The following is an 18,269-nucleotide window of genomic DNA, read 5'->3' as shown; positions in this document are numbered from 1 at the left end:
AAGGAGAGGGCCCCGCCTTCCCGGCGGGGCCCCGATCTGACTTACGAACCGACCTTGCGCTTGTTCCACACGTCGAACCCGACCGCCGCCAGCAGGACCAGGCCCTTGATGACCTGCTGCCAGTCGGTGCCGATGCCGACGAGGTTCATACCGTTGTTCAGCACGCCCAGGACCAGGCCGCCGATGATCGCGCCGAGCACGGTGCCGACACCGCCGCTCATCGACGCACCGCCGATGAACGAGGCCGCGATCGCCTCCAGCTCGAAGTTGAGGCCGGCCTTGGGAGAGGCCGCGTTGAAGCGGGCGGCGAAGACCAGACCCGCCAGGGCCGCGAGCATGCCCATGTTCAGGAAGACCAGGAAGGTGACCTTCTTGTCCTTCACACCCGACAGCTTGGCCGCGGGCAGGTTGCCGCCGATGGCGTAGATGTGGCGGCCGACGATCGCGTTGCGCATCACGTAGCCGAAGCCGACGAGCAGCACGCCGAGGATGAGCAGGACGATCGGGGCGCCCTTGTAGCTGGCCAGCAGCATCGTCAGCGTGAGGATGGCGGCGCCGAGCGCGACCAGCTTCAGCAGGAACAGCTTGGCCGGCGGGACGTCAAGGGAGAACTCCTGCTGCCGCTTGCGGTCACGGACCTCCTGGAAGATCACGAAGGCGATCATCGCGAAGCCCAGCAGCAGCGTCAGGTTGTGGTAGTTGGTCTGCGGGCCGACCTCGGGCAGGAACCCGTTGGCGACCTTCTGCAGGCCCTCCGGGAACGGGCCGAGGGTCTGGCCCTCCAGGAAGATCTCGGTCAGACCGCGGAAGATCAGCATGCCCGCCAGGGTCACGATGAACGACGGTATGCCGCCGTACGCGATGAAGAACCCCTGGACGGCACCCGCGACCGCGCCCACGGCCAGGCACAGCACCACGGCGAGCAGCCACGGTATGTCGTGCTTGACCATGAACACGGCGGCCATCGAGCCGACGAACGCCGTCAGCGAGCCGACCGAGAGGTCGATGTGGCCCGCGATGATGACCAGCATCATGCCGATCGCGAGGATCAGGATGTAGCTGTTCTGCAGCACCAGGTTGGAGACGTTGCGCGGCAGCAGCAGGTCGCCGTCGGTCCACACGGCGAACAGGACCACGATCAGGCCGAGGGCGAACAGCATGCCGTACTGCCGCATGTTGCGGCGCATGCCGTCCAGCATCAGCTGCAGCAGTCCGCCCCCCGTGGCCTCCCCTCCCTTGCCGGTCGGCGCCGGGGCCGGCGTCTTGGCGGTCACGTCCGTGCTCATCGGGATACCTCTTTGTCCTTCGTCATCTGACGCATCAGCGATTCCTGGGAGGCCTCGGCCTTCGAGAACTCACCGGTCAGCCGCCCCGCGGCCATCGTGTAGATGCGGTCGCACATGCCGAGCAGTTCGGGCAGCTCGGAGGAGATGAAGACGACCGCCTTGCCCTGGGCGGCCAGCTGGTCGATGACCGTGTAGATCTCGTACTTGGCGCCGACGTCGATCCCCCGGGTCGGCTCGTCCAGGATCAGCACGTCCGGACCCGAGAAGATCCACTTGCTGAGGACGACCTTCTGCTGGTTGCCGCCGGACAGCTTGCCCACCGGCTCGAAGACGGTCGGCGCCTTGATGTTCATGGACTTGCGGAAGCCCTCGGCGACCTGCCGCTCCTCGTGCTCGTCGACCACACCGCGCTTGGCGACCTTGCCCAGAGCGGTCAGCGAGATGTTCCGGTTGATGGTGTCGATGAGGTTGAGGCCGTAGTGCTTGCGGTCCTCGGTGACGTACGCGATCCCGTGCTTGACCGCCTCGGGGACGGACTTCGTACGGATCTCGGTGCCGTCCTTGAGGACCGTGCCGCCCGCGTACCGGCCGTACGTCCGCCCGAAGACGCTCATCGCCAGTTCGGTGCGGCCGGCTCCCATGAGGCCCGCGATGCCGACGATCTCCCCGCGCCGCACCTGGAGCGACACATCGTCGACGACCTTGCGCTGCTGGTCGATCGGGTGGTGCACGGTCCAGCCCCGGATCTCCAGGGCGGGCGCCACGCCCTCCTCGGGCTCGTGCGGCGACCGCTCCGGGAAGCGGTGCTCCAGGTCGCGGCCGACCATGCCGCTGATGATCCGGTCCTCGGTGGTCTCCGCGGCCTTCACATCGAGGGTCTCGATGCTCTGGCCGTCGCGGATGATCGTCACCGAGTCGGCGACCTTGCGGATCTCGTTGAGCTTGTGGGAGATGATGATCGAGGTGATGCCCTGCTTCTTCAACTCCAGGATGAGATCGAGGAGTTTGCCGCTGTCCTCGTCGTTCAGCGCGGCGGTCGGCTCATCCAGGATGAGCAGCTTCACCTTCTTCGACAGGGCCTTCGCGATCTCCACGAGCTGCTGCTTGCCCACGCCGATGTCGGCGACGCGGGTGTCCGGGTGGTCGGAGAGACCGACCCGGCGCAGCAGTTCGGTGCCGTGCCGCAGGGTCTCGGTCCAGCTGATGATCCCGCGGGTGGCGTGCTCGTTGCCGAGGAAGATGTTCTCCGCGAGGGAGAGGTAGGGCACCAGGGCCAGTTCCTGGTGGATGATCACGATGCCGCGTTCTTCGCTGGCCCGGATGTCCTTGAACTGGCAGACCTCTCCCTCGAAGAGGATGTCGCCCTCGTAGGTGCCGTGCGGGTGGACACCGGAGAGGACCTTCATCAGGGTCGACTTGCCGGCGCCGTTCTCCCCGCAGATGGCGTGGACCTCGCCCTGCCGGACGGACAGCGTGACGTCCGAGAGCGCCTTGACGCCGGGAAAGGTCTTGACGATCGAGCGCATCTCCAGGACGGGTCCCGCCATGGTCGTGCCTTCCAGTCAGTGGTGAATCGTCGGTCGGTGGCGGGGACTACTTGACGTCGCTCTCCTTGAGGTAGCCGGAGTCGATGAGCTCCTTCTGGAAGTTGCTCTTGTCGACGGCGACCGGCTCCAGCAGGTAGGCCGGGACGACCTTCGAGCCGTTGTCGTAGGTCTTGTCGTCGTTGATCTCGGGCTTCTTGTCGTTCAGTAGCGCGTCGACCATGTTCGAGGACACCTTGGCGAGCCTTCGGAGGTCCTTGAAGACGCTCATCGACTGCTGGCCGGCGATGATCGACTTCACCGAGGCGACCTCGGCGTCCTGGCCGGTGACGACCGGCAGCGGCTTGGCCTTGGAGCCGTAGTCGTCGGACTTCAGCGCCGACAGGATGCCGATGGAGATGCCGTCGTAGGGGGAGAGGACCGCGTCGACGCGCTCGCTCTTGTAGGCCGAGGTCAGGATGTCGTCCATGCGCTTCTGGGCGGTGCCGCCGTCCCAGCGCAGGGTGGTGACCTGGTTGAGCTTGGTCTGCTTGGAGCGGACGACGAGCTGCTTCTTGTCGATGTAGGGCTGCAGGACCTTCATCGCGCCGCCGAAGAAGTAGCGGGTGTTGTTGTCGTCGTTGGAGCCGGCGAACAGCTCGATGTTGAAGGGGCCCTTCTTGCTGCCGTCCTTCAGGCCGAGCTTCTCGACGATGTAGGTGCCCTGGAGCTCGCCGACCTTCTCGTTGTCGAACGAGGCGTAGTAGTCGACGTTCTGCGTGCCGAGGATCAGGCGGTCGTAGGAGATGACCGGGATGTTCGCGTCCTTGGCCTGCTGGAGCACGTTGTTCATCGACTTGTTGTCGATGGCGGCGACGATCAGCGCCTTGACGCCCTGCGTGATCAGGTTCTCGACCTGGGAGACCTGCTGGTCCGGGTCGTCCTCGCCGTAGACCAGTTTGGTCTTGTAGCCCTTGGCCTCCAGCTCCTTGACGACGTTGTTGCCGTCGGCGATCCAGCGCTCGGAGGACTTGGTCGGCATCGCGATGCCGATGGTGCCTCCCTTGGCGTCCCCGTCGCTCTCGTTGCTGCCGCCCTCGCTGTTCTGGCCGCAGGCGGACAGGGTCAGGGCGAGGGACGCGGCTCCGGCTATGGCGGCGAGAGCGGCTCTGCGGTTACGCATATTGATCATCCTTGATCTGTGTGCAGGGCTCGGTCTGGGAGGCGCGAAGTCGCTCCGGGTGGTCGTGCCGGAAAGACCGAGAAGAGATGTGTCGGATTGTGGTCGGCTGTGTCTTCTTTTGTGAAGCCGAGTTTCCGGAACGTTATGCCGAGATCTCGAACCGTTGCAGAGCGCCCGGCAGTCGGGACCCCAGCGGGGCCATGTCGCCGTCCGCCCCGTGGCGCGCGAGGAGGTCCAGGGCGAGCCGGCCGCGCCGCACGCGTTCCTTGGCGGTGGCCAGCGTCAACTCCCGCATGTGGTGCCCGTAGGGGTAGATCCCGGGCGCCTTCGACAGGCCGAACTTCAGGTACAACGGGGCGCCGCGCCGGATGAGTTCGGCGACCTCGTACATCCGGACGTAGCCGCCGAGGTCGTCGGGGGCCTCGATGTACATGTCCATGGGAGCGCCGGACACCCGGCGGATCTCGGTGAGGTGATCGAGCGTCAGGTCGCTGGGCACGTTGACCGAGTCGGCGCCCAGTCTTTCGTACACCGCGTACGCCGCCGGGTTGACGGGCCCGATGAGCGCGCTCACCTTGAGGGTCGTGTCGGCCGGGATGATGCCGGCCGCGCGCGCCCGGTGCAGGGTCCACAGCACGCCCTCGTCGGCGACGAGCAGGCACTTGACGCCCAACTCCGTTGCTCGGACGGCGTCTTCGACGCATCCGGCGACGGCGTCGTGGCCGCGGGCTCTGAGACCCGCGCCGCGCGAGTCGGTCCGGGTCGAGCCGCCGATGTCCCAGGTGCCGCGCGGGCCGGTGAACAGGCAGAGCTCGATGTCGCGTTCGGCCGTCGACTCGACCATCTCGGTGATCTCGGCGTCGGTCAGCATCCAGACGCCGCTGCCCTGGCTGATCCGGTGGATCGGCACGTCCAGCCGCGAGGCCTCCTTCAGCACCACCGCCAGCGCCTCGGGCCCCTCGCAGGACGGGATCTCGGTGCGCCAGCGGCCACCGCCGGGGAAGGAGTGCGGCGAGGCGTCGGCGGGGTCGAGGGCGGGGGCCTTCAGGCCGAGATCGGCGAGCGCCTGCTCACCGGGCCTGCGGGCTGCCGTGGCGGGAGCGTCGGTCACAGGAAAGTCCTTCGGTTCGATATTTCGGACGAGGTTCGCGGCTCTGGGTACGGCAAGGTGCGGGGGTGGGGTACGCCGGTACGGGAGCCGTCAGGTTGCCCCCGTACCGGCGTACGTCTACGGGCGGAGCAACACCTTGCCCACCTTCGGATCGCCTGCCCCCACCAGTTCGATGGCCTGCGAGAACTCGGCGAGCGGCAGCTCGTGCGTCACCAGCGGCAGCGGATCGAGCAGACCGGCGGCGAACACCCGCACCGTGTGCGCCCAGGCGTCCGGCGCGGCACCGAAGACGGTGTGCACCTCCAGCTGCTTCACGACGAGATCGGTCGGATCGAGACCGTCCGCGCCCGGCGCCGGAATACCCGTCAGGACCAGCCGGCCGCCCCGCCGGAGCAGGGCGGCGGAGATCCGGGCGGCGTCCGCGGACCCGGCCGTCTCGATCACCGCGTCGATGTCGTCCGGGAGTTCCTGGTCCTTCGTGAGGAAGTCCGTCGCGCCGTACTGCCGCGACAGCGCCTCACGGTCCCGGCGGGTGCCGACGACCAGCAGCTCGGCCGGCGAGTTCGCCCTCAGGAACTGCACGGCGAACATGCCGAGCGTGCCCGTGCCGACCACGGCGACCCGCTCGCCCGGCTGCGCGTTCGCCTTCAGCGCGGCGGCCGCGATACAGGCGGCGGGCTCCAGGAGGGCCGCGGCGGTCAGGTCGCAGTCGTCGGGGAGGGTGTGGAGCAGACGGGCGGGGAGCGTCAGCGTCGTCGCCATCGCGCCCGGCTGGGTGAACCCCGTCTCCTCGTAACCGGCCGTGCACAGCGTCGTGTCGCCCGCGTGGCAGCGGTCGCAGACCTGGCAGTTGCGGAAGCCCTCGCCTACGACCTTGCGGCCGACGAGCGACTCCGGGACACCCGCGCCCACCGCCTCGACCGTCCCGGACCACTCATGGCCCGGGGTGAGCGGGTAGCGGACGTAGCCCTCGGGGCGGTTGCCCTGGTAGACCTCGCGGTCGCTGCCGCAGATACCGGACGCGTGGACCCGGACCAGCGCCTCGCCGGCCTCGGGCCGCCGGGGCTCGTGCGGGACGAGACGGTGCTCGCCCGGGGCGTCGATGACGACCGCGGCGCTCGCGGGCAGCCCTTCGGTGCTCACTGGCCGGCCTTGGGCTTGCGCTGCTCCCAGCCCTCCGCCCAGAGGTCGAAACGGGCCTGCTGCTGCGGGAACTCGGCGGCGGCGTCCACGTCCAGCTCGACACCCAGTCCGGGGGCGTCGGAGAGGTGGAAGCAGCCGTCCTCCGGGTTCACCTGCGGGGCGCCCTTGACGACCTTCTTGATCTCCGCGTCCGCGAAGTCGTTGAAATGCTCCAGGATCTTGAAGTTCGGTGAGGTGAAGCCGACCTGGAGAGAGGCGGCGGTCAGGACCGGGCCGCCGACGTTGTGCGGGGCGACCAGCATGTAGTGGGTCTCGGCCGTCGCCGCGAGCTTCCTGGTCTCCCAGATTCCACCGATATGGCCGACGTCCGGCTGGATGATGTCCACGGCCTGGCTCTCGAACAGCTCGCGGAACTCGATCCGGTCGTGGATGCGCTCGCCGGTGGCGACGGGCATGTCGACCTTGGCGGCCACCTTCTCCAGCGCCTTGAGGTTCTCCGGCGGGACCGGCTCCTCCAGCCACGCCGGGTTGAAGGGGGCCAGCTCCTTGGCCAGGCGTACGGCCGTGGCGGGGGAGAAGCGGCCGTGCATCTCCAGCATCAGCTCGGCCTCGGGGCCGATGGCGTCCCGGACGGCCTCGATGAGGGAGACGGCGTACAGGCTCTGCTGGTGGTCCAGCTCGAAGTGACCCGTGCCGAAGGGGTCGATCTTGAGGGCGCGGTAGCCGCGCTCCATCACGCCCTGGGCGGCCTTGTGATACGCCTCGGGGGTGCGCTCCGTCGTGTACCAGCCGTTGGCGTACGCCTTGACCTTGTCGGTGACCTTGCCGCCCAGCAGCTGCCAGACGGGGACGCCGAGGGCCTTGCCCTTGATGTCCCAGCACGCCATCTCGATCACGGCGATACCGGACATCACGATCTCGCCCGCGCGGCCGTAGTCGCCGTACTTCATGCGCTTGACGAGGTCCTCGACAGCGAACGGGTCGGAGCCGAGAATGTGGTTGGCCTCGGCCTCCCTCAGGTAACCGAGAAGGGCGTCGGTGTGTCCCAGCATCCGGGTCTCGCCGACTCCGGTGATCCCCTCGTCGGTGTGCACCTGGACGTAGGTCAGGTTGCGCCACGGCGTCCCGACCACGTGTGTGCTGATTCCGGTGATGCGCACGGCGGTTGTCCCTCGCAGCTTCGTCGGCTCAGTTCCGTCAGTCATTCAGTTCATTCAGCCAGTTCGACGTGTTCGAGATTTCGGCACACGTTCGAAATGCTGGCGTGACAGTAAGGACGCGGTGGTGGGAGTGTCAATGGGTCGCGCGCATAACGGTTTCGACAGTTTCGAAACCAGGGGAGAGGCGTGTCCGTGCAGAACCTTCACAGCTGGAGCTAGGAACGTGACCGGCGGGGAACTTAATCTTCCCGCGTCATGGACTACTGCGACCCGTGCCGACGGCACCTCAACGGCGCGCTGACGTGCCCGGGGTGTGGCACCTCGGCGGATGCGCTGCGCCGGCGCGAGCGTGAGTACGGCGATCACGAGGACTCGGGCGAGTCGGGTGGCTCCGGCGTGTCCGACGGCGAGCGTGACGACTACGACGACGATGAGCCGCTGGGGCGTGCTGCTCGGCGGCGTGGGCGTGGGCGTGAACACGGGCCGGGTGCCGATGGTCCGGGCGGGGCGAGCCGGCGGGACCGGAAGGCGGCCGCGCATCGCCGGCGGCGGCGTCGGACCCTGTTCGTCGCGGCGGGGTTCGTGCTGGCGGCGGGTGGGCTGAGCCTCGCCGAGCTGGGCATGGACGCGCCGAAGTCGACGTCGAAGCCGGCGGAGGCCGAGGGCGAGCCGGCGGGGGCGGGCGAGACGGTCCGCCCCGCGGGTGACAAGACCGGGGCCGAGGGGGCGTCGAGGTCCCCTTCCCCGGGGGCGTCTGACTCGCCGTCGGCTTCCGGATCCCCGAAGGACGAGAAGTCGAAGGCCCCCGAGCCGACCCGGTCCCCCTCGTCGGAAACGTCCCCGAGCCGCCCGGCCTCGGCCCCCACCGCCGCCCCTCCGGCTCCGACGCAGACCGCTGACCCGACGCCCCCGGCGCCGACCCCGACGCCGGAACCGTCCCCGACGAGGACGTGCAACCGCTTCCTGTGGTGGTGCGCGTAGTCGCCTGCGCGACCTTCGACGGGGCGAAAAGGTCAACTGGCCTGCGCTGATGGACAGTTCGACCCATCCCCGCGGGTAAAGCGTGGGTAAAGCTGCGGGATCCCCTGCCCGACTGCCAGTCCTCCTCTGTGGAAACTGCCAGAACGCGCGGGCAGGGGAAGGGTGCTGGGAATCCTGCGTCCCTCTCCCACGCACTGCGCGCAAACCGCAAGGAACCCCACACATGAAGCTCCCCAAGCTGGCGCTCGCCACGGCTCTGGGCGTCGGCCTCCTCGCATCCGGTCTGTCCATCGCATCCGCGTCCCCCGACGCGTCGGGCGACGGATCCGGGCAGCCGGCGGCGACCGACCTCTACACCACGGGCAAGGACGACAAGGCCGACACCGACGCGTTCATCCAGGCCGTGCTGAAGTCGGCCCTGGCGAAGAAGGAGAACGCGGGGAACGCGACGAAGAGCGCGGACGCCGCCGTCACCGTGACCTACAGCACCAAGGAGGCCCCGCACTTCCGCAAGCAGATCAAGCGCAGCGCCGCCATATGGAACGCGGCATTGGACAACGTGGAGTTGAAGGAGGGCAGCAACCCCGACTTCATCTACCGCGAGGGCGATGACTCCCGGGGGTCGTACGCGACGGGCCAAGGCAAGGGCAAGGGCCTCGTCTTCCTGGACTTCACGCAGAACAAGGAGTTCAACTCCACCCGGATCACCTCGCACGAGACCGGTCACATCCTCGGTCTGCCGGACAGGCGCACGGGCCAGTGCTCGGATCTGATGTCCGGCGGCTCCGCGCCGGCCGACTGCGACAACGCGAAGCCCAGCGCGGAGGAGGCCGACGAGGTCGACCGGCAGTGGGCCCAGGGCCAGGACGAGTGGGACCAGTGGCTCGCCGCGGCTGACCGCTGATCCAGGGAACCCGGCGCTGCTGACCACGGCTCCGCCCTCGGGCGGCAGGCCGATCCTTCAGCTGGCGTGACCTGTTCCGGTGCGGTCGGCCGATGTGTGGCCGGCGGTGCCGGAACAGGTCCCCGTCCACGAGGACAACCGGACCACCGACGCGAAGATCAAACGCTCACTGATCGCCTACGACCACTGAGAACATCGGACTCGGATCAGCCCCTCACGCAGCCCCCAGCATCCCCCTCAGCGCATCCCGCAGCGCCACCCTCTCTCCCTCGGAGAGCCCGGCCAACGGCTCCCGGGCGAACCGCAGGGATTCCCGCAGGCTCCGGGCCACCGCCCGCCCCTCACTCGTCGCCGCCGCCACCTTCACCCTGCGGTCCGCGGGATCCGGCTGTCGTTCCACCAGCCCCCGCGCCTCCAGCCGGTCCACGATCCCCGTGACATTGGACGGCTCGCACTTCAGCCGCTGGGCGAGCCTCCGCATGGGCAGCGGCTCCAGGCACAGCAGGCTCAGCAGCCGGGCCTGCGCCCCGGTCAGGGCATGCTCCGCCGCAGCCTCCTCGTAGTCCTCGTGGAACCGGGCCACGACCTCCCCGATGAGCTCGACGACCTCGAGGCTCAGTGCGTCGGGATGGGGGGAGTCCGGGGTCGATGTGGTGGAAACCATGACGTCGAGGGTACCCGGTTATTTGACAACATGAAATTTTCAGGAGCATGGTTGTTTCAGTTACTGAAACATCCGCTCGAGCCAGTGAGGACAGGCGCATCATGACCGACACCCCCACCCTCCCCGCCGTCAGCCGCGAGTGGCACCTGGCGAGCCGTCCCGTCGGCTGGCCGAAGCCCGAGGACTTCGCCTTCGTCGAGGCGGAGATTCCGCAGCCCGGCGAGGGGCAGGTCCTCGTGCGGAACAAGTACCTCTCCGTGGACCCGTACATGCGTGGCCGTATGAGTGACGCGAAGTCCTACGTCGCCCCGTTCGAGCTGGGCAAGGTCATGCAGGGCGGTGCCGTCGGCGAGGTCGTGGCCTCCAACGTCGACGGGCTGGCCGTCGGGGATCACGTACTGCACTTCCTCGGCTGGCGTGAGTACGCCGTCGTGGCCGCGAAGAACGCCGTCAAGGTCGACGCCGACGCCGCGCCGCTGTCGACGTACCTCGGTGTGCTGGGCATGACCGGCCTCACCGCCTACGCGGGCCTGCTGCGCACCGCCGCCTTCAAGGAGGGCGACACCGTCTTCGTGTCCGGCGCCGCCGGTGCCGTGGGCGGCCAGGTCGGGCAGATCGCCAAGCTGAAGGGCGCCTCGCGGGTCATCGGCTCCGCCGGGTCCGACGAGAAGGTGAAGCTCCTCGTCGAGGAGTACGGCTTCGACGCCGCCTTCAACTACAAGGACGGGCCCGTGAGCGAGCAGCTCCGCGCCGCCGCCCCGGACGGGATCGACGTCTACTTCGACAACGTCGGCGGTGACCACCTGGAGGCCGCCATCGGCTCCCTCAACCAGGGCGGCCGGATCGCCGTCTGCGGCATGATCTCCGTCTACAACAACACCGAGCCCGCCCCGGGCCCGCGGAACCTCGCCCGTCTGATCGCGACCCGCGGCCGCATCGAGGGCTTCCTGGTCGGGGACCACTACGACCTGCAGCCGCAGTTCGTCCAGGACGTCGCCCCCTGGGTCGCCTCCGGTGAGCTGAAGTACCGCGAGACCGTCGTCGAGGGCATCGAGAACAACCTCGAGGCGTTCATGGGCGTGCTGCGCGGTGAGAACACCGGGAAGATGATCGTCAAGCTCTGACGCCTTCTGTTGGTTTTCGGCATGCGGTAAGTTTTTTCCGAATCCGCTCGGCCCGGGCGCGAGCCGCGGCGGACGACCGAAGGAACACAACCGCATGCCGATCCAGCAGTCCGACGTCCTGTACACCGCCGTCGCCACCGCCGGGAACGGGCGCGACGGGCGCGTGGCCACCGATGACGGCCGGCTCGACGTCGTCGTCAATCCGCCGCGGGCCATGGGAGGCAGCGGCGCCGGCACCAACCCCGAGCAGCTCTTCGCCGCCGGGTACAGCGCCTGCTTCCAGGGAGCCCTCGGTGTCGTCGCCCGGGAGACGGGCGCCGACCTCACCGGGTCGACCGTCACCGCCAGGGTCGGCCTCGGGAAGAACGGGGACGGGTTCGGGATCATCGTCGAGATCTCGGCCGACCTGCCCAAGGTGGAGCCGGGTGCCGCGCGGTCGCTCGTCGAGAAGGCGCACGAGGTGTGCCCGTACTCGAAGGCGACCCGCGGGAACATCACCGTGACGCTGGTCTGACCTCAGTCGTTGCGTACGTGGAGGCCGCACCCTTGGACGTGGGGTGCGGCCTCCGCCTGTGCCCGGGGTCAGGTGGCGAGCGCCGCCTTGTGGATCGCGTGCGCCAGGCGGTTGTTCTCCGGGGCCGCCCCGCCGGGGAAGGCGAACCGGCGGCGTGTGTAGCCGTAGGCGAGGCCGCTCCACGGGTCCGCGAAGGACTGCGAGCCGCTCGCGCCGCTGTGCCCGATGGTCCCGGCGCCGAGGAACGGGTGCCACGTGTCAGCCGTCGTCTGGAAGCCGAGGCCGAACGACTTGTGGGCCCGTGCGACCAGGTCGTAGCCGACCGAGTGGAACTGGCCGAACTCCGCCACCGTGTCCGGCTTCAGCAGCGCCGCCTGCTCGCCCACCCCGCTGATCGCCGCCGCGTACATCCCGGCCAGGCCCCGCGCGGACGCCACTCCGCCCACCGACGCCGGGCCCTTGGCGCGGACCAGCGGCATGTTGGGGAGCGAGGCCAGGTCGGTGGGTTCGCTCGCGTTGCGGTTGAAGGCGATCGAGGCGAGGGTGTGCGGGCCCGTGGGCGTGGCGTCGAGGAGGGCCTGCTGTTCCGGGGTCGGGATCATCGGCTGGGTGGTGCGGAAGCGGGGTTCCTGGGGCGCCGGCAGGCCGAGGTGGAAGTCCAGGCCGTACGGGGTCCGGACGCGCTCCTGGTAGATCTCCTGGAGCGTGCGGCCCGTGGCCCGGCGTACCACCTCGCCGGACAGGGCGCCGGCGACCAGCGCGTGATAGCCGAACATCGTGCCGGGGCGCCAGAACGGCCGCTGGTCGGCGAGGCGTTCGGCGAGCTGCCGGTCGTCGGCCAGCTCCGCCAGGCTGAAGCCGGTGTCCGTGCCGACCACGCCCGCCCGGTGCGCGAGCAGATCACGCAGGGTCAGGTCACCCTTGCCCTCGGCCCCGAACTCCGGCCAGTAGTACGTCACTTTGCGGTCCAGTTCGAGCGTGCCGTCCTGGACGAGGAGAGCCACGACCAGGTAGGCGGCGCCCTTCGTGGACGAGAACACGCCGTAGAGGGCGTCCGCCTCGGTCCCCGCCCACAGGTCCACGACCTTCCGGCCCCGCACGTAGGCGCACAGCTGGCCCTCGTAGTCGGGCCGTTCCCCGGCCACGAACGCGGCGAACTCCTCGCGCACCCCCTCGAAGCCGTCGGCTACGGTGCCGTGGATCTCTTGCGTCATCCGTTCTCCTCATCTGAACCGCTGTGTGCCACTGTGAACAATGCCCTCGCCACCTGCGGGAATTCCCCCTTGGGGTGGTCCCGGAAGAGGGGTTCGGTGCCGAACAGGACCGTCCGGCCGCCGCTGACCACCGAGGCCTGTCCCGCTGCCGCCGCGGGGCCGCCGGTGCCGTCCCCGAGCGGGCGCCAGTGTCCGGAGACGAGCGGGTTCCCGATCGCGTACGACTGCTCCTCGCGCACACCCGGGCCGAGGTCGGTGAACCACAGCGGGGCGTAGACGAAGGTGTGCGCGGGGGCGTCCTGGGTGAGGCGGCCCGAGTTCACCGCGCGTACGACGCCGTTGGCGTCCGGGTTGCCCTCGACCGGCTTGACGGCCAGCAGATCCGCCGCCGCGTTCAGGGCCGCTCCCGTCGCGCCCCGGCCGACCAGGCCGTGACCGTCGAGGAAGGCGTCCAGGGCCTCGCGGGCGGGGGCGGTGAGGGCGGCGTGGTCGAGGCCGGCGGAGACGAACAGCACGTCCGTGCCGGACCAGTCGAAGCCCGCGTTCAGGACGGCCGTCGAGACCGGTGTGACGTCGAAGCCCATCTCCCGCAGGGCGAACAGCTCGCCCGGGGTGACGGCGGCGGCGACGCGCAGGCGGTGCAGGGGCGTCTCGCCCTTGAGCCGCGTGGCCGTGAAGGAGACGTCGTGCGTGCGGGCGGCGGCGAGCGCCGCGCGGCGTGCCGACGCCGGGACGATCGCGCTGCCGTCCCGTGCCTGCCGGACCGTGACTCCCTGCCCGAGCAGGGAGTTGAGGGCCGCGACCTCGCGCGGGTCGGTCAGGCGCAGACGCAGGGTGCCGTGCGCGGGCACGTGGGCGACGGGTGCGGCCTCGGTGACCGGGCGCAGGGGCGCGCCCCGCAGGCTGCCCGAGGTCACCCGCTCGACCGTGGCGCCCCACAGGCGGCCCAGGCTCCAGCCGGAGATGTCGTACATCACCGACACCTTGTCGCTGATGTCCCGGCCGTCGGCCAGCAGGACGTTCGCCATGCCGCGCTTGGGCTGGCGCAGGTCGACGACGTACGAGCCCTTGGGGTAGGTCCGTCCGGCGAGGCCGAAGGGGCGGGTGGCGCGGGTGACGCGGACGTCGTTGGCGAGGAGGTGGTCGACGAGGCGGGCGGCGGCCGGAGCCGAGCGCTGGGTGCGGGAGTCGCCGGGCGGGATGACGTAGGCGCGCGGGAAGTCGGTCGTGTAGACGTCCTCCGGGCCGATGCCGGGGACTCCGGGGACCGTCTTCGGTGACACCGGCACCTGCGGGGCGCCGGCCGCGCCGCGGCGGAAGGTCTCGATCTGGTCGGCGACGAGGGTGGCGCGGTGCTCGCGGACGTGGTCCAGGGTCGCGCGGACGGCGGCGCCCGCCACGGCCGTGTTGACCGCCGAGCGGCGGCGCAGCTCCGGGACGGGGAGCGTGTCGTACTCCTCGTTGTTCACCGCCAGCGGGATCTCCACCGTGTGCGCGGCCACCGTGCCGTGGAAGGCCGCGTACTGCGGGGTGAAGATCGGCGGCCAGTCGTCCCAGCCCTCCTCCTGGTCGCGGAACGGGATCTGCGCCGGCTCCACACCGTCCTTCGCGGGCGTGTAGCCGAGGGCGTTGACGGCGGACTCCATGCCGAGGGCGTTGGCGTAGGAGTTCTTCAGGAAGAGGTCGTACTCGTAGTTCTCGCCGTGCGGGGGAGTGGTGGGCTCGATGAGCGTGCCGTTGACGTAGCCGTGCAGGTCGAGCAGGACGGCCGGCTGCTTGTCCAGCTCGATCTGCCGCATCGCGCGGCTCTCGGGCTGGGAGGCCGTGACGAAGTCGCGGTTGAGGTCGAAGCCGTTCGCGTTGGCGCGGGTGCCGGCGATACGGCCGTCCGGGTTGGCCGTGATGTTGAAGTACAGGCGGCTGTGCGCGAGGAGATCCCTGGTCCCCGCGTCCTTGGCCGTCGCGAGCCGCTCGATGACCTTCAGGGAGGCGTCCGTGCCCTCCCACTCGTTGCCGTGGATGTTGTTGTTGACGAAGACCGGGGCCTTGTACGTCCGCTTGATCTCGCGGGACTTCGCGGCGGACGCGGGCGCGTTCTCGATCAGTTCGCGCATCCGCTCCTGGGCGCGGGCCTGGCGGGTGGTCTCCGGGGCGGTGACGGTGACCAGGTAGAGGCGGTGGCCGCCGGCCGAGCGGCCGGTCACCTCCACACTGACGCGGTCGCCGAGGCGTTGCAGGGCGTTCAGCTTCGGGGCGATCGCGTGGTACGGGGTGAGCCCCAGCTTCAGGGACTTGTCGCCGGGGTTCTCCGGGTCGGGGGAGAGGACCTGGCGGCGGGGGTAGCCGCGGGTGGGGGTCGTGGGGCCGGTGGAGGTCTCGTCGGTCAGGGCGCGCCGGGCGGCGCTCGCGGGTGCCCGGGCCGCGCGGTCGTCGACGGCGGCGCCCTCCCGGGTGACGGGCTTCGGGTCCGCTCCCGCGGTGTGGGGGGCGAGCAGGGATAAGCCCGCCGTCGCGAGGCCGAGGGTGACGATCAGTACAGGTCTCGCAGGAACGGCTCTCGTGGTGCGCACGTGTACCTCCTCCTGGGCTTACTGAGATCGGTACGGCGAGGTGTACCGGTTCGACTCAACGGCAACAAGTGCGCGTTGGTGTCACCGGTGACCCGGATGGCCCCTGCGGAGTCCGTCCGGGCCTGCACCGATAGGGTTTTCCCATGCGCGATCTCGGGGTGGGCTTCCAGTACCTGCTGAAGGGCCAGCGGTGGGTGGCCCGGCACGGCAAGCAGTACGGCTTCGGGCTGGTCCCGGGCCTGATCACCCTGGTCCTGTACGCGGCGGCACTGGTCGCGCTGGCGCTGTGGGGCCAGGACGCCGTCACCTGGGCGACGCCGTTCGCCGACGACTGGTCGAGCCCGTGGCTCGGGCTCTTCCGCGGTTTTCTGACCGTCGTGCTGTTCGCCCTCGCCCTGCTCCTCGCCGTCGTGACGTTCACCGCGGTGACGCTGCTGATCGGGCAGCCCTTCTACGAGAACCTCTCCGAGAAGGTCGACCGTGACGTGTCCCCGGACGGCCACGCCCCCGAGTCGGGCCTGCCGCTCTGGCGCGAACTGTGGATCTCCGGCCGCGACAGCCTCCGCATCGTGGTGCGGGCCGCCCTGTGGGGTGTGCTGCTGTTCGCCTGCGGTTTCATCCCGGTGATCGGCCAGACGGCCGTACCGGTGCTCGGGTTCTTCGTCACCGGGTTCTTCCTGACCGAGGAGCTGACCGCCGTCGCCCTCCAGCGCCGGGGCGTCGACCTGCGCACCCGCCTGGGCCTGCTCCGGGGCCGCAAGACCCTGGTGTGGGGCTTCGGCACGCCGCTGGCCGTGGCCTTCCTGGTGCCGGTCGTCGCGGTGTTCCTGATGCCGGGCGCGGTCGCGGGAGCCACCCTCATGGCCCGGGAACTGCTCGGAGAGGAGATCGATGAGGGCCGCGCGGGTGGCTCCGCCGTGGCGGGCGACGAGGGCGTCAGCTCTCTTCCGCAGCCGCCTTCAGGATCGCCCGCACCTGGGCGATGATGTCCAGCCGGTTCCGCACGAAATCCGGGTCGTTGACCTCGGTGGTGTTCCCGGCGCCGAACTGGAGCACGGGCGTGTGCACATGCCCGCCCGGCAGCCGGTCGTGCAGCCCGAGCCGGTCGCGCAGCAGCGTCGCCCGGTAGGCGATCTCGTTGGAGAGGTAGTCCCCGCCGCCGCCCTGCCGTGCGGTCGAGCCGGGGGTCGGCCCGTCGGGGCGTACGACGGGCTGGGTGCCGCCCGCCGGGATCTCGGTGACGCTGGTGTTGTCGTACACGGGGAACCGGCCGGTGTTCGCGGCGACGATCGCCCGGTACGGCAGCGTGGTCGTCGTCCACTGCGGCTGCGAGGCCGGGTCGGTCACGGGGACGGTCTCGGTGCGGCCGATGTTGTCGTTGTCCCCGAAGCCGCCCCGCCAGGCCCCGTTGGTCCGCTCGATGTCGAACTTCCCGACCCGGCCCTGGCTCACGGTCGTGAACAGGTCGACCTTCGGCAGATACGGCCGCAGCGTCCGCTCCACCGTCCCGTCCGTGAAGTCCTGCCAGCGCACCGGGAACACGGCCGTCTCGATCCGGGCCGGACCGTCGGCCGTCTCGATGACCGTGCCGTCGAGGGCGAGCGCGGTGGCGCCGGACGGGTTGGAGATACGGATGTCCCGGTCCAGGGTGAACGGGTCGAAGCCGGTGAGCAGGATGCGCTTCAGGCCCTTGCCGTGCGGGTAGCCGATGGCCGTCTGGCCGCGTGAGGTGCGCTCCAGCTCGTCCAGCAGCGCGGCCCGTTGCCCGTCCGTCAGGCCGAATTCCGGCTCCCAGGTGCGCACTTCTCGCGTCAGGCCGAGGCGGGCCCAGTACAGCGGCCGGTCGTCGTCCCGGCTCAGATCACCGACCGCCGGTCCACGCCCCTGCGCCCGGTCCACCGCTTGCCGCCAGAGCTGCGCGCCCTCCCGCGCCACGGCCCGGCGGGCCTCCCCGTAGGAACGGGCCTCGTCCAGCGCCCGGGCCAGTCGCGGGGCCACGGTGTCGAACCCGGAGCGGCGCAGGATCTCCTGCGGGACCGCCTTGCCGAGCCGCTGCTCCTCGACGGTGGGAGCGGGGGCCGTCTCCGCGGCGCTCGCGGTCGTGGGGGTGGTGAGGCCGGTCAGCAGGGCGAGGCCGAGGACGCCGAGGCGAACGCGTATGGAGTTCAAGGAGGTTCAGGCCTTCCGTCACGGTGGGGGTGCTGCGGTGGCGTGGTGCCGGACGGCCGCAGTATCGCGTGACAGGAGTGATCTACGCCATGGGTGCTCAGTCGGTGCTCTCGCCCAGCAGCGTCAGGAAGTCCCGGAACGCCGACGGCATGTCCACCGACTCCGGGTCCAGCAGCCACTGGTACTGCAGGCCGTCCAGGATCGCCACCAGCAGGGGCGCGGCCCGCTCGGGGGTGAGGCCGCTCGGCAGGCGGTCGCCGTACTCGGCGCGCAGCACCTCGGCCATGCCGGCGCGGACCCCGACGTAGCGTTCCCTGAAGTACGCGCGGGCCGGATGGTCCTCCGTGACGCTCTCGCCGAGCAGCGCCGAGAAGGTCTGGATGATGGCGGGCCGCATCGCGTTGTACTCGACCAGCGAGGCCAGCAGGTCCAGCCGAAGCCGCCCGGCGGGCATGGCGTCCCAGCGGTCCCGCTCCTGGAGCACCGCGACCAGCAGCGCCTCCTTCGTCGGGAAGTGGTGCAGCAGCCCCTGCTGGGTGAGCCCCACCCGCTCGGCGACCGACGTCAGGCTCGCTCCCCGGTAGCCGCGCTCGGCGATCACCTCCAGGGTGGCCCGCACGATCTCCGCGCGCCGTTCCTCGCTTCTCGCCCTGGCCGTCATGGCGTCACCGTACGACATGACGAACAGCCGATTATTTCGAGAACATAACAAAACCTACCGCG

The 18,269-nt window shown here is 70.0% G+C and carries 16 protein-coding genes; 5 read left to right on the top strand and 11 right to left on the bottom strand.

Translation table 11 applies throughout. From position 1 onward, the window contains the following. Positions 1-41: 41 nt before the first annotated feature. The 6 genes from mmsB to ACFT4A_RS16875 all read right to left on the bottom strand — a co-directional run bounded on the left by mmsB (position 42) and on the right by ACFT4A_RS16875 (position 7,406). On the bottom strand, positions 42-1,286 hold the full coding sequence (gene mmsB / locus ACFT4A_RS16900; protein ID WP_382830686.1) for a multiple monosaccharide ABC transporter permease: 1,245 nt from the start codon (positions 1,284-1,286) through the stop codon (positions 42-44). Further along, positions 1,283-2,833, bottom strand: a complete 1,551-nt coding sequence (mmsA, locus tag ACFT4A_RS16895; protein WP_382830683.1) for a multiple monosaccharide ABC transporter ATP-binding protein — start codon at positions 2,831-2,833, stop codon at positions 1,283-1,285. The genes mmsB and mmsA overlap by 4 nt, the downstream gene beginning before the upstream one ends. A gap of 46 nt (positions 2,834-2,879) precedes the next feature. Next, entirely contained in the window at positions 2,880-3,992 is a 1,113-nt protein-coding gene (chvE, locus tag ACFT4A_RS16890; protein ID WP_382830679.1) for a multiple monosaccharide ABC transporter substrate-binding protein, read from the bottom strand. A gap of 142 nt (positions 3,993-4,134) precedes the next feature. Next, positions 4,135-5,103 carry a hypothetical protein gene (locus ACFT4A_RS16885; RefSeq protein WP_382830676.1) on the bottom strand — a complete coding sequence of 323 codons (969 nt, stop codon included), beginning with the start codon at positions 5,101-5,103 and terminating at the stop codon, positions 4,135-4,137. A gap of 117 nt (positions 5,104-5,220) precedes the next feature. Next, the gene (locus ACFT4A_RS16880; RefSeq protein WP_382830674.1) at positions 5,221-6,246 is read right to left on the bottom strand and encodes a zinc-binding dehydrogenase; all 1,026 of its coding nucleotides are present in this window, start codon (positions 6,244-6,246) and stop codon (positions 5,221-5,223) included. Then, positions 6,243-7,406 (bottom strand): mandelate racemase/muconate lactonizing enzyme family protein, encoded by a 1,164-nt coding sequence (locus ACFT4A_RS16875; protein WP_382830671.1) that lies wholly within the window; start codon positions 7,404-7,406, stop codon positions 6,243-6,245. The genes ACFT4A_RS16880 and ACFT4A_RS16875 overlap by 4 nt, the downstream gene beginning before the upstream one ends. Before the next feature lie 255 nt (positions 7,407-7,661). On the opposite strand from ACFT4A_RS16875, the gene ACFT4A_RS16870 reads away from it, so the two are divergent. Both ACFT4A_RS16870 and ACFT4A_RS16865 read left to right on the top strand, forming a co-directional pair. Beyond that, entirely contained in the window at positions 7,662-8,387 is a 726-nt protein-coding gene (locus ACFT4A_RS16870) for a hypothetical protein (protein WP_382830668.1), read from the top strand. Positions 8,388-8,610: 223 nt separating this feature from the next. After that, complete coding sequence (locus tag ACFT4A_RS16865; RefSeq protein WP_382830665.1) at positions 8,611-9,291, top strand: snapalysin family zinc-dependent metalloprotease; 681 nt, start codon at positions 8,611-8,613, stop codon at positions 9,289-9,291. Positions 9,292-9,505: 214 nt separating this feature from the next. Here the strand turns inward: ACFT4A_RS16865 and ACFT4A_RS16860 are convergent, their stop codons facing one another. Beyond that, positions 9,506-9,955: a MarR family winged helix-turn-helix transcriptional regulator gene (locus ACFT4A_RS16860; RefSeq protein ID WP_382830663.1), complete on the bottom strand. Its 450-nt coding sequence runs from the start codon at positions 9,953-9,955 to the stop codon at positions 9,506-9,508. 101 nt (positions 9,956-10,056) lie between these two features. Here ACFT4A_RS16860 and ACFT4A_RS16855 point away from each other — a divergent pair, with 101 nt between their 5' ends. Then, positions 10,057-11,079: an NADP-dependent oxidoreductase gene (locus ACFT4A_RS16855; RefSeq protein ID WP_382830660.1), complete on the top strand. Its 1,023-nt coding sequence runs from the start codon at positions 10,057-10,059 to the stop codon at positions 11,077-11,079. Positions 11,080-11,173: 94 nt separating this feature from the next. Beyond that, on the top strand, positions 11,174-11,593 hold the full coding sequence (locus ACFT4A_RS16850; protein WP_382830657.1) for an organic hydroperoxide resistance protein: 420 nt from the start codon (positions 11,174-11,176) through the stop codon (positions 11,591-11,593). A 68-nt stretch (positions 11,594-11,661) separates the two neighbouring features. Here the strand turns inward: ACFT4A_RS16850 and ACFT4A_RS16845 are convergent, their stop codons facing one another. Both ACFT4A_RS16845 and ACFT4A_RS16840 read right to left on the bottom strand, forming a co-directional pair. Beyond that, positions 11,662-12,807 (bottom strand): serine hydrolase domain-containing protein, encoded by a 1,146-nt coding sequence (locus tag ACFT4A_RS16845; RefSeq protein WP_382830654.1) that lies wholly within the window; start codon positions 12,805-12,807, stop codon positions 11,662-11,664. Beyond that, the gene (locus ACFT4A_RS16840; protein WP_382830651.1) at positions 12,804-15,377 is read right to left on the bottom strand and encodes a M14 family zinc carboxypeptidase; all 2,574 of its coding nucleotides are present in this window, start codon (positions 15,375-15,377) and stop codon (positions 12,804-12,806) included. Before ACFT4A_RS16840 ends, ACFT4A_RS16845 begins: the two co-directional genes overlap by 4 nt. 143 nt (positions 15,378-15,520) lie before the next feature. Here ACFT4A_RS16840 and ACFT4A_RS16835 point away from each other — a divergent pair, with 143 nt between their 5' ends. After that, on the top strand, positions 15,521-16,363 hold the full coding sequence (locus tag ACFT4A_RS16835; protein WP_382830649.1) for an EI24 domain-containing protein: 843 nt from the start codon (positions 15,521-15,523) through the stop codon (positions 16,361-16,363). Here the strand turns inward: ACFT4A_RS16835 and ACFT4A_RS16830 are convergent. Further along, positions 16,314-17,546, bottom strand: a complete 1,233-nt coding sequence (locus tag ACFT4A_RS16830; protein WP_382830647.1) for a pyroglutamyl peptidase — start codon at positions 17,544-17,546, stop codon at positions 16,314-16,316. The genes ACFT4A_RS16835 and ACFT4A_RS16830 overlap by 50 nt on opposite strands. A gap of 97 nt (positions 17,547-17,643) precedes the next feature. Then, positions 17,644-18,225: a TetR/AcrR family transcriptional regulator gene (locus tag ACFT4A_RS16825; protein WP_382830644.1), complete on the bottom strand. Its 582-nt coding sequence runs from the start codon at positions 18,223-18,225 to the stop codon at positions 17,644-17,646. Positions 18,226-18,269: the final 44 nt, after the last annotated feature.

Origin of the sequence: Streptomyces sp. NPDC057099 (assembly GCF_042671245.1) — a bacterium.
In the GTDB taxonomy this organism is placed as follows: domain Bacteria; phylum Actinomycetota; class Actinomycetes; order Streptomycetales; family Streptomycetaceae; genus Streptomyces; species Streptomyces purpurascens.
Note: the sequence above shows the minus strand (reverse complement) of the source record. Positions and strands in the feature narration are given on the sequence as shown.

Bases quoted from the DNA above. Each gene is read 5' to 3' on its own strand.
- mmsB (WP_382830686.1), bottom strand. From the start codon at position 1,286: ATGAGCACGGACGTGACCGCCAAGACGCCGGCCCCGGCGCCGACCGGC.
- mmsA (WP_382830683.1), bottom strand. From the start codon at position 2,833: ATGGCGGGACCCGTCCTGGAGATGCGCTCGATCGTCAAGACCTTTCCC.
- chvE (WP_382830679.1), bottom strand. From the start codon at position 3,992: ATGCGTAACCGCAGAGCCGCTCTCGCCGCCATAGCCGGAGCCGCGTCC.
- ACFT4A_RS16870 (WP_382830668.1), top strand. From the start codon at position 7,662: ATGGACTACTGCGACCCGTGCCGACGGCACCTCAACGGCGCGCTGACG.
- ACFT4A_RS16865 (WP_382830665.1), top strand. From the start codon at position 8,611: ATGAAGCTCCCCAAGCTGGCGCTCGCCACGGCTCTGGGCGTCGGCCTC.
- ACFT4A_RS16860 (WP_382830663.1), bottom strand. From the start codon at position 9,955: ATGGTTTCCACCACATCGACCCCGGACTCCCCCCATCCCGACGCACTG.
- ACFT4A_RS16855 (WP_382830660.1), top strand. From the start codon at position 10,057: ATGACCGACACCCCCACCCTCCCCGCCGTCAGCCGCGAGTGGCACCTG.
- ACFT4A_RS16850 (WP_382830657.1), top strand. From the start codon at position 11,174: ATGCCGATCCAGCAGTCCGACGTCCTGTACACCGCCGTCGCCACCGCC.
- ACFT4A_RS16845 (WP_382830654.1), bottom strand. From the start codon at position 12,807: ATGACGCAAGAGATCCACGGCACCGTAGCCGACGGCTTCGAGGGGGTG.
- ACFT4A_RS16835 (WP_382830649.1), top strand. From the start codon at position 15,521: ATGCGCGATCTCGGGGTGGGCTTCCAGTACCTGCTGAAGGGCCAGCGG.
- ACFT4A_RS16825 (WP_382830644.1), bottom strand. From the start codon at position 18,225: ATGTCGTACGGTGACGCCATGACGGCCAGGGCGAGAAGCGAGGAACGG.